Here is a 10,536-nt window from a genome sequence, read left to right as displayed (position 1 = left end):
GCTTTGAGATCGGTCAATTAAATGACCGATCTCAAAGCAACCGACCGAACTCACGTCAGCCACGAGACGACTGACCCTGCAGGCGACCGGCGCGAACGAGACCAGTCAGGCCTTGGAGCCCGACTCCGCACGTGCGGCCGAGGACTCCGCCTTCTGCTCGACCTTCTCGCCCGCCGGCTTCGGCGGCACCGACGCGTTGCGGAACTCCTGGCGCGGGTCGTGCAGCGAGCCCAGCGAGACCAGCTCGCGGCCCATGAGGAACTGGCCGATCCAGCCGATCAGGATGCGGACCTTGCGGTTGCCGGTCGGCATCGCCATGACGTGGTAGCCGCGGTGCGCGACCCACGCGAGGAAGCCCTTGAGCTTGATGAAGCCGAACAGCTCGGCAACACCCTTGTAGAGACCCAGCGACGCGACGACGCCCACGTTCTTGTGGTCGTACTCGACAGCGGGCTTGTCCTTGTAGAGGGCCACGATGTTGTCGGCCAGGCGCACGGCCTCGCGGATCGCGTGCTGCGCGTTCGGCGGGCAGAACTTGCCCGGGTTGAGCACGTCCGGCACGGCGGCGCAGTCTCCGGCGGCCCATGCGCCCTCGACGATCTCGCCGTCCTCCGTCGCGACCTGCAGCGTGGGGAGCACGATGACACGGCCCAGCTTGTCGAACGGGAGGTCGGACGCCTCCTTGATGACCGGGTTCGCCTTGACGCCGGCGGTCCACACGATGGTCTCGGTGTCGAACTCGACGCCCGTCGACGTCACGACGTGCCCGTCGACGCAGGACGAGAGGAACGTGTTGAGGTGGAACTCGATGCCGCGCTTCTTCAGCTCGGCCAGGGCGTACTCGCCCATCGGCTCCGTGACCTCGGGCAGGATGCGCCCGGCGCCCTCGATCATGACGAATCGCAGGTCGGACGCCTCGATCGTGTGGTACTGCCGCGTCGCGTAACGCGCCATGTCCTCGATCTCGGCGAGGGCCTCGATGCCGGCGAAGCCGCCACCCACGAAGGTGAACGTCAGCATGCGCTTGCGCAGGTCGGCGTCCCACGTGGACGACGCGACGTCCAGCCGGTTGATGACGTGGTTGCGGACCGCGATGGCCTCTTCCACGTTCTTGAAGCCGATGGCCGCCTCCGCCAGGCCCGGGATGGGCAGCGTGCGCGACACCGAGCCGAGGCCGACGACCAGCTGGTCGTACGTGACCTCGTACTCGTCGCCCTCCTCGGGCTGGATCTTCACGGCCTTGCGCCCGTGCTCGATCGTGGTGACCTTGCCCTGCAGCACGTCGACGCCCTTGAGGGCCTTGCGGTGCGGCGCGACGACGTCGCGGGCGTCGATCGAGCCCGCACCCGCCTCGGGCAGGAACGGTGCGTACGTCATGTACGGGCGCGGGTCGACGACGACGATGGCCGCGTCCCGCTTCTTCAGCTTCTTGCGCAGGCGGCGCGCCACGTAGAGGCCGACGGACCCGCCGCCGAGCACCACGATGCGCGGCACCTTCCGCGGGCGCGGCGTGCTCGCCGCGTCGGAGGCATGGCTGACCGAGGTCAGGTCGTTCTGAGGCATGATTCCCAGGGTACCGCGCGCGACGCAGCCGTATTGACACGACGAAGGGCGGCGTGTGCGTGAAGCGCACCACGCCGTCGTCGTCGCTGCAGGAACTTCCTCGATCCTCTGGCACGCCCAACGGACCACCGCCGCCGGAGGTTCCCGGCTGACGACGGTCCGTCGTCAGCAGCGAGCCAGCCGGTGCTGGTGGTGGTGGTGTTCATCGAGCTGCCTCGTTCCTCTCGCCGAGAAGTCCGGCCACCGTGTCGGCGAACTCCTGCCACTCCTTGCGCTGGACGTTCAGCGCCTCCCGCCCGTGCGGCGTGATGCCGTAGTCCGCGTCACACCATGGACAGCGCGATCCCGTCGAGGATGTCGTGCTCGCTCGTCACCACGCTGGTCAGGGACCCACCCGCCGCCTCGACGTCGGCCGCGACCCGCGTGATCACCTCCGACCAGACGAGGGCGCCTGCGGCGATCACGTCGACCCGGCCCGGGTGCAGAAAGCCCATGGCGGTGCGCTCGGCGCGCGGCGCCGCGAGCAGCGCAGCGCAGGAGTCCAGCACCGCCGCGACCGGCAGCTCCGCCTGGTTCACGCGCTCGTGCTGGTACTCGGTCAGGCCCAGCGCGTGCGCCGTCACGGTGGTGATCGACCCGGCCAGGCCCACGAGGGTGGCGGTCCTCGCGAGCGGGACCACGCGGGCGGCGTCGTCCAGGTGCGCCCGGACGTCCGCGCGGGCCGCCGCGATCTCGGCGTCCGACGGCGGGTCGCTGTGCAGGTGCCGCTCCGTCATCCGCACCGAGCCGACGTCCATCGACACGCTCGCATCCACCGAGTCCGTGCCGTGGACCAGCTCCGTGGAGCCCCCGCCGAGGTCGACCACGAGGAACGGCCCGGCGTGCGCCCCCGCGACCGCGCTGGTGGCGCCGCGGAACGAGAGCTCCGCCTCCTCGCCGCCGCTGATCACCTCGACGTCGACGCCGAGCGCGTCCCGCACCCCGTCGAAGAACGCGTCCCGGTTCCGCGCGTCCCGCGTGGCCGACGTCGCCACGAAGCGCACCTTCTGCGCCCCCGCGGCCTCGATCGCCGCCGCGTACGCGCGGGTCGCCGCCAGCGTCCGCTCCAGCGCCTCGGGCGCGAGCTCGCCGGTGCGGTCCACACCCTGGCCCAGCCGCACGACCTCCATGCGACGGTCGAGCTCGGTGAGGTTTCCGGCGGCGTCGACGTCCGCGACGAGCAGGCGGATCGAGTTGGTGCCGCAGTCGATCGCGGCCACGCGAGAGGAAGTCACGCGAGGATTCTCCCAGGCGCTCGTGCCGCCCGTGCCCGGACGTCCCGCTTCGCGACCAACCTCACGTGGTTGTGGGCGCGATCGTTGCGCCTAAAACGGCACGTAGTCGCAACGGTCACGCCCACAACCAAGGGGTTCAGCAGGTGCAGCGGTCCGGGCGCCAGGTGTCCTTGGCCAGCGCGAGCGCCTCGTCGCCGAGCGGGTTCACGCCCGGGCCGGCGGCGAGCGCGTGCGCGAAGAGGACGTGCAGGCACTTGACGCGCGTCGGCATGCCGCCGGCCGAGATGCCGGCGATCTCCTCGACGTGCCCGATCGCCTCGCGCTCGGCAAGGTAGTGCTCGTGCGCCTTGCGGTACGCGGCGGCGAGCTCCTCGTCGGACTCGAGCCGCGCCGTCATCTCCCTCATCACGCCGTTCGCCTCGAGCGTCGACGCGGCGGCGGTCGCGCCCGGGTGGGTCAGGTAGAAGACAGTCGGGAACGGGGTGCCGTCGGGCAGGCGCGGCGCGGTACGCACCACCGTCGGACGGCCGCACACACAGCGCGCCGCGATGCCGACGACGCCGCGCGGCTCGCGGCCGAGCTGCTCGGCCAGGACGCGCAGATCGTCGTCGGACACGGTCTCACTCACGGAATTCACTGCCCCATTGTCCCCCGAGCCGACCAGTGGGTGAGTGATCACGCGATCACTCGCCGCCCGCGATCCGCACCGAGTCCCACACGCTCGTGTACCAGGGCACGCCCGCGTCCTCGGAAGCCCCCGGCGACGGCTCGACCACGCCGGGCTCCGGCTCCTGCTCCTGCTCCTGCACGGAGTCGGTGTCGAGCGGACGCCACACCTTGTCCCCCGGCATGACGAACCGCAGGCGCGAGCGGGCCTGCTCGATCACGTAGGACCGGTCGTCCCAGCGGGCCAGCTCGGTCTCGAGGTCTTCCTTCTGCTCCTGCTGCTGACTCAGCTCGGAGCGCAGGTCGCGCAGCTCGGCCTGCTGCGTCACGGCGGCGCGCACCGTCGGGAGCAGCAGCACGACCGCGAGCAGCACCACCACCGACAGCACCATCGCGCGGACCGTCAGCACCTCCGGCAGGACGAGCCCGAAGCTGCCGCGCTTGCGGTCAGCGCGCGGCGGCGCGACGCTGCCGGTCGCCGTCGCGCGACGGCGCGGCTGGGTGGGTCGCTTCGCCCCGCTGCCCGACGTCGGACGCGCGCTCCGCGGGGCGGCGGTACCCGGGCGCGCGGGTGCGCTCCGGGGCGCGGCCGTACGACGGCTCGCGGACGACGGCGCGGCGGGCTTCCGGCCGGCGCCCTTCGCCGTCGCGCCCCGTGCGGTTGCGCGGTTCGCGGCCGTGCCCCTTGCCGTCACGCCGTTCGCCGTCGCGCCCTTCGCGGCCGCGCTCCGTGCAGTTCCGCCCTTCGCGGTCGCACCCTGAGCCGCCGAACCTTGTGCCGTCGAACCCTTCGCCGTCGAACGAGAAGGCTTCTTCGGCGCGGCCTTGCCCGTCGGCTTCGGCGTCTTCCCCTTGGCACCCTTCGCCCCCGGGGAACCCGCACCCGAACCCGCACGCGGGGTCGACGACGGGCGCGCGCCCGAGCCGCGCGCCGAGCCCGAGGGCCGCGCGGGGCGCCGTGAGGAAGGCATGGGTCGATTGTGCCGATTCGCCGGGCCTTTGTACTGCCATTACCTCGGCGCGCCGTGTGCCAAAGTGAAAGGTCCGCCTCCACCACACGATCAGGCAGGCGTTTCGCGTGAAACGCCCGCCCGATCATGTGCTCGAAGCGGACCTTCTGAGGCGGCGGACCGCCTCGGCTCAGCCCTGGAAGCGCGGGAACGCCGACCGGCCGGCGTAGGTGCCGGCCTCGTCGAGCGCCTCTTCGATGCGCAGGAGCTGGTTGTACTTGGCGATGCGCTCGCCACGAGCGGTGGCACCGGTCTTGATCTGGCCGGCGTTCGTCGCGACGGAGAGGTCCGCGATGGTGGTGTCCTCGGTCTCGCCGGAGCGGTGCGAGGTCATCGTGGTGAAGCCGTTGCGCTGGGCCAGCTCCACGGCGTCGAGCGTCTCGGTGAGCGTGCCGATCTGGTTGAGCTTCACCAGCAGCGAGTTCGCCGCCTTGAGCTCGATGCCCTTGGCGAGACGCTCCGGGTTGGTGACGAACAGGTCGTCGCCGACGATCTGCACCTTGTCGCCGACCTTGCCCATGAGCCCGGCCCAGGCGTCCCACTCGTCCTCGGACAGCGGGTCCTCGATCGAGACCAGCGGGTAGTCCGCGACGAGCTGCTCGTAGTACGTGACCATCTCGTCCGACGTCTTCTTGCCGCCCTCGAACGCGTACACGCCGTCGGAGAAGAACTCCGTGGCGGCCACGTCGAGCGCGAGGGCGACGTCGGTGCCCGCCTTGAGGCCCGCGCGCTCGATGGCGACGAGGATCAGGTCGAGCGCCTCACGGTTGCTGGAGAGGTTCGGCGCGAAGCCGCCCTCGTCGCCCAGGCCGGTGCTCAGGCCCTTCTCCTTCAGCACGGACTTGAGGGCGTGGTACACCTCGGTGCCGGTGCGCAGCGCCTCCTTGAAGGTCGGTGCGCCGATCGGGGCGACCATGAACTCCTGGATGTCCACGTTCGAGTCCGCGTGGGACCCGCCGTTCAGGATGTTCATCATCGGCACGGGCAGGACGTGCGCGTTCGGGCCGCCCACGTACCGGTACAGGTCCAGGCCGGAGCTCTTGGCGGCGGCCTTCGCGACGGCGAGCGACACGCCCAGGATCGCGTTCGCGCCCAGCTTGCCCTTGTTCGGGGTGCCGTCCAGGTCGAGGAGCGCCTGGTCGATGATGCGCTGCTCCTCGGCGTCGTACCCGACGAGCTCGGGGGCGATCTCGTCGTTGACGGCCGCGACCGCCTTCTCGACGCCCTTGCCCAGGTAACGGCCCTTGTCGCCGTCACGCAGCTCGACGGCCTCGAACGCGCCGGTCGATGCGCCGGACGGGACCGCCGCACGGGCGAAGGTGTCGTCGTCGAGGACGATCTCTACCTCCACGGTGGGGTTGCCGCGCGAGTCGAGGATCTCGCGTGCTCCAACGGCTTCGATGCTAGCCACGGGGTCTCCTTCTAAGGATGTTGCTCGGAGGTTACGGCCCTCAGCCTAGGACGTCTGGCGACGAGGCGGGCAACCGTCCACGATCCGCTCGCCCCCGAGGGCCGCGGCCTGCGACGACGCAGCACACCCGCTGCTCATAGGTTCGTCACAGGTCGGCGACAGCCCCGCCACAGCGGGCCTGCCTAGCGTCCAGATCGTCCGGCGCAGACCGCCCCACGGGGCTCCCGCTCCGCCCGCTCGCCCCTCCCCAGGGCCCGGCGCCACAGCCCGCGGGGCGGTCCGCGCGGACACCAACGTCCCGCACGCCCCCTCCCGACCCCAGGCAGGCACCCATGTTCTTCACCTATCTGCGCAGAGAGCTGCGCAACCGACGCAAGCAGACGGTCGTGGTAGCGATCGGCCTCGCGGTAGCGATCGCGTTGGTCATCGTCGTCAACGCGGTATCGACCGGCGTCAAGGACGCCCAGTCCGAGGTGCTCGAGTCCGTCTACGGCGTCGGCACCGACATCACCGTCGACCAGCCCAGCGAGGGCCCGGGCGAGGGCGGCCCCGGCCGCTTCGACTTCGGCGCGGAGGACGGCGAGGCGGGCGAGGACGGCACCCGCAACCTCGCCCAGGACCGCCTCACCCCGACGATGGGGTCGACATCGTTCGACGCCTCCGCCCTGGAGACCGTCGCCGGCCTGGACCACGTGTCCGGCGTCGCGGCTACCCTCGACCTGCAGAACATGTCCTTCACCGGCGAGATGCCGGACATGGAGGCGGACGGTCCGGTCACCATGCAGATGGGCCCGGACGGCTCCGGCGAGGGATCGGCGGGCGGGTCGTCCTTCGAGATCGACCAGTTCACGGTCACAGGCGTGGACCCCGACGCCGCCGCCGTCGGGCCGCTGACCACCGCCCAGGTGGCCGACGGCCGGACGCTGAAGGCGGGCGACAAGAACGTCGCCGTCCTGGACGCCACGTACGCCGAGCAGCAGGAGCTCGCCGTCGGCGACACGATCACGGTGGGCGGCAAGGACCTGAAGATCGTGGGTACCGTCTCGTCCACCACGGGTGACGGCGTCGCGACGGCGTCCGACGCCTACCTCCCGCTCGCCACGGCCCAGTCGCTCGCGGACCTGGCCGACCAGGTCACCGACGTCTACGTGCAGGTCGACTCGGCGGACAACGTCGACGCCGTCGCCGCCGCGATCGAGAGCGAGCTCCCCGACGCGTCGGTGAGCACCCAGTCCGACCTCGCCGAGGACGTGACCGGATCCCTCGCGACGGCGTCCAACCTGATCGGCACGCTCGGCACCTGGCTGAGCGTCATCGTGCTGGCGGCGGCCTTCGGCCTCGCGATCCTGTTCACCGTCTCCGGCGTGAACCGCCGGACGCGCGAGCTCGGCACGCTCAAGGCGATCGGCTGGAGCAAGGGCCGGGTCGTCGGCCAGGTCGCCGGCGAGTCCGTGGTGCAGGGCCTGATCGGCGGCGCGGTGGGCCTCGCGCTGGGCGCGCTGGCCGTGTGGGCGGTGAACCTCGCGGGCATCACCCTGAGCGGTGCCTCGGGCGGCGGCTTCACCATGGGCGGCCCGGCCGGACAGGCGCCGCCGGCGGGCGCGACCGTCCAGGGCGGCGCCGCGCCAGGCGGCGCGTTCGGTGACCGGGCCGGCGCTCTGGGCGACGCCGCGGGGAACGCCGTCGACATCGTGCTCCAGGCGCCCGTGAGCCTGTGGATAGTCCTGGCCGCCGTCGGGCTGGCGGTGCTGGGCGGGCTGCTCGCCGGCGTCGTCGGCGGGCAGCGCGCCGCCAAGCTCCGCCCGGCCGAAGCCCTCCGTTCCCTCGCCTGACGAGCCCTGACCCAAGACAAGAGGTAGACCCATGTATCAGATCGACGACCTGACCAAGACGTACCGGCAGGGCAAGCGCGTGGTGCGCGCGCTCAAGGACGTGTCCCTGACGATCGGCGACGGCGAGCTCGTCGCCGTCCAGGGGCCGACGGGCGGCGGCAAGTCAACCCTGCTGCAGATGCTGGGCGGGCTCGACCGTCCGACGTCGGGCACGGTCAAGCTCGACGGCACGGACCTCGCCGGCATGAGCGACGCCCAGCTGACCGCTGCGCGGGCCGAGACCATCGGCTTCGTGTTCCAGAACTTCAACCTCATCCCCACGCTCACCGCGCTGGAGAACGTGGAGACGGCGCTCGTGCCGTCGAAGATTGCGCGGCAGACCCGGACGGCGCGGGCGCTGGCCGCGCTGGACTCGGTGGGCCTCGGCGACCGGGGCGACCACCTGCCGGGCGAGCTGTCTGGCGGGCAGCAGCAGCGCGTCGCGATCGCGCGGGCGCTCGTGAAGAACCCGAAGGTACTGCTGGCCGACGAGCCCACCGGCAACCTCGACGAGGAGACCCGCGACGAGATCGTGGACCTCATGGTGGGCCTGTGGAAGGAGCAGGGCCTGACGGTCGTGCTGGTCACCCACGACTCCGTGGTCGCGGCCCGCACCCCCCGCCGCCTCCGCATCGCCAAGGGAGCGGTCAAGGACCTCACGGCGGCATAGCCCGGGCAACAAAGGAGGTCCGCTTCGAGGACACGATCTGGCATGGGTTTGCGGCGTAACCCATGCCAGATCGTGTTCTCGAAGCGGACCTTCCGCTGGCCTGCCCGCGTCCGGGCAGCTCGTGGCCGACGCGATCCGGTGGCCGTTCGCCGCTGAGAAAGGGCCGGAGTTGTTTCCGTTTCAACCTTCTGCGGCGGAAACAACTCCGGGCCCGGTCCCGTTGCGGAACCCGTTCGTCCGGCGTGGGCCACTGGAAGGGGTCCTGACGAATCGTTACAGACGGTTAACACGAGTTTCCAGGCGACGGGGCTCCTGTGGCGATATGGTCCAAACCTCCCCACCCTCACACCGGGGAGACAAACTGGGGAGGCAATCAGTGAGGCAAACGCGCATCGCCACCTTCGCCGCGGGGGCGGCCGTGGTGGCCCTGACCGTCGCCGGGTGCAGTCCGGACGACACCGCCAACGACGACGGACCGGTCACCCTGAACCTGACGATCGACCAGGACATGGAGACGCTCTTCCCGGGCGACTCCGGCAACGCCGACAACATCGCGATCCTCGACGTCGTCTACGACGGCCTTGTTCGCTATGACTCGGAGACCACCGAGCCGTACAACTACGTGGCCGAGTCGATCGAGCCGAACGACGACAACACGGTCTGGACCATCAAGATCAAGCCGGACCTGACGTTCCAGAACGGCGAGCCCGTCGACGCAGAGGCGTTCGCCCGCTCGTGGAACTACACGGCCAGCCACACCGAGCTGTACAGCAACTACTTCTTCGAGCGCTTCAAGGGCTACGAGGAGATGCAGGACGAGCTCGACGACGAGGGCAACATCGTCGAGGAGAACCCCCTCGAGGAGCTCTCGGGCCTGAAGGTGGTCGACGACCTCACGCTCGAGGTGACGCTCAACGCGCCGTTCGCCGGCTTCGCCACCATGCTCGGCTACACCGGCTTCTTCCCGGTCGCCGAGGAGTGCCTGGAGGACGTCGAGGCGTGCTCGGTCAAGCCGATCGGCAACGGCCCGTTCCAGATCACCGAGTGGGAGCAGGGCGTCGCCGTCGACGCCGAGCGCTGGACCGACTACCCGCTGGACGAGACGCCCGAGACCATCGACGCCATCGACTGGCGTGAGTACTCCGGAGCGTCGTCCTGGTCCGACTTCGAGGCAGGCGACATCGACGTCAGCTATCCGGCCCCGGCCGACCTGGCCGCGGCGCAGGAGGACCCCGAGCTCTCCGAGCGCCTGGCCGAGGCCCCGGGCGCGGCGCTGACCTACGTCGCCTTCCCGCTGTACAAGGAAGGCCCGTGGCAGGACAAGGAGTTCCGCAAGGCGATCTCCCTGGCCATCGACCGCGAGAGCATCATCGACGAGCTGTCGGGCGGCCTCGCCACCCCGGCCGACTCGTGGGTGGTGCCGGACGGCGTCCCCGGCGGCGAGGCGGGCACCTGCGAGTGGTGCACGTTCGACCCGGAGGCGGCGAAGGCCGCGCTGGAGAAGGCAGGCGGCTGGCCGGAGGGCGAGACGCTGACCATCGGGCTGAGCGACGACGAGACCGAGATCGAGTACTTCAAGGCCATCGGTGACTCGATCGAGGCCAACCTCGACATCCCGTACGAGCTCAAGCCGAACCCGGACTTCTTCACCATCCGGTCGGAGCAGGGCTTCGACGGCGCGTTCCGGAACAACTGGTTCCCGGACTACCCGCTGAACGAGAACTACCTGTCCTTCTACGCCGTGGGCGAGAAGGGTGCCGGCAACTTCGGCTGGTACAGCAAGGAGTTCGAGGACAAGCTCGCAGAGGGCGACCAGGCCGCGACACTCGACGAGGCCGTGGTCAAGTACCAGGAGGCCGAGGCGATCCTCGCCGAGGAGTTCCCGACCATCCCGTTCCGCTTCAACGCGGGCGCCGAGTACTACAGCGAGCGCCTGGACAACGTGATCCTCGATCCGTTCAGCGGTGCGGTCCGGGTCCGCGACCTGACCGTCTCGGAGTAACCGACCCACCTCGCCGAAGCAGAGCGATCCCGTTGGTCGAGCTTGTCGAGACCCAGGTCTCGACAAGCT

8 protein-coding genes are annotated in these 10,536 nt (G+C 70.5%); 3 read left to right on the top strand and 5 right to left on the bottom strand.

Annotation, left to right across the window (positions count from 1 at the left end):
* Positions 1–105 precede the first annotated feature (105 nt).
* The 5 genes from ACFT2C_RS28250 to eno form a co-directional block, all read right to left on the bottom strand.
* Positions 106–1,563: an NAD(P)/FAD-dependent oxidoreductase gene (locus ACFT2C_RS28250; protein ID WP_377210427.1), complete on the bottom strand. Its 1,458-nt coding sequence runs from the start codon at positions 1,561–1,563 to the stop codon at positions 106–108.
* Positions 1,564–1,886: 323 nt separating this feature from the next.
* Entirely contained in the window at positions 1,887–2,837 is a 951-nt protein-coding gene (locus tag ACFT2C_RS28245) for an exopolyphosphatase (RefSeq protein WP_377210426.1), read from the bottom strand.
* 136 nt (positions 2,838–2,973) lie between these two features.
* Complete coding sequence (locus ACFT2C_RS28240) at positions 2,974–3,465, bottom strand: DUF501 domain-containing protein (protein ID WP_377210428.1); 492 nt, start codon at positions 3,463–3,465, stop codon at positions 2,974–2,976.
* Positions 3,466–3,520: 55 nt separating this feature from the next.
* On the bottom strand, positions 3,521–4,474 hold the full coding sequence (locus tag ACFT2C_RS28235) for a septum formation initiator family protein (RefSeq protein WP_377210425.1): 954 nt from the start codon (positions 4,472–4,474) through the stop codon (positions 3,521–3,523).
* A 169-nt stretch (positions 4,475–4,643) separates the two neighbouring features.
* Positions 4,644–5,924 carry a phosphopyruvate hydratase gene (eno, locus tag ACFT2C_RS28230; protein WP_377210424.1) on the bottom strand — a complete coding sequence of 427 codons (1,281 nt, stop codon included), beginning with the start codon at positions 5,922–5,924 and terminating at the stop codon, positions 4,644–4,646.
* A 332-nt stretch (positions 5,925–6,256) separates the two neighbouring features.
* Here eno and ACFT2C_RS28225 point away from each other — a divergent pair, with 332 nt between their 5' ends.
* The 3 genes from ACFT2C_RS28225 to ACFT2C_RS28215 all read left to right on the top strand — a co-directional run bounded on the left by ACFT2C_RS28225 (position 6,257) and on the right by ACFT2C_RS28215 (position 10,467).
* Positions 6,257–7,756, top strand: coding sequence for an ABC transporter permease (locus tag ACFT2C_RS28225; protein ID WP_377210423.1), 1,500 nt, complete (start codon positions 6,257–6,259; stop codon positions 7,754–7,756).
* 31 nt (positions 7,757–7,787) lie between these two features.
* Complete coding sequence (locus ACFT2C_RS28220) at positions 7,788–8,465, top strand: ABC transporter ATP-binding protein (protein ID WP_377210422.1); 678 nt, start codon at positions 7,788–7,790, stop codon at positions 8,463–8,465.
* 376 nt (positions 8,466–8,841) lie between these two features.
* A complete protein-coding gene (locus ACFT2C_RS28215; RefSeq protein ID WP_377210421.1) occupies positions 8,842–10,467 on the top strand; it encodes an ABC transporter substrate-binding protein in 1,626 nt (541 codons plus the stop codon).
* Positions 10,468–10,536: the final 69 nt, after the last annotated feature.

Source organism: Promicromonospora sp. NPDC057138 (assembly GCF_042670845.1).
In the GTDB taxonomy this organism is placed as follows: Bacteria; Actinomycetota; Actinomycetes; order Actinomycetales; family Cellulomonadaceae; genus Promicromonospora.
This window is presented reverse-complemented; position numbering and strand designations above follow the sequence as displayed.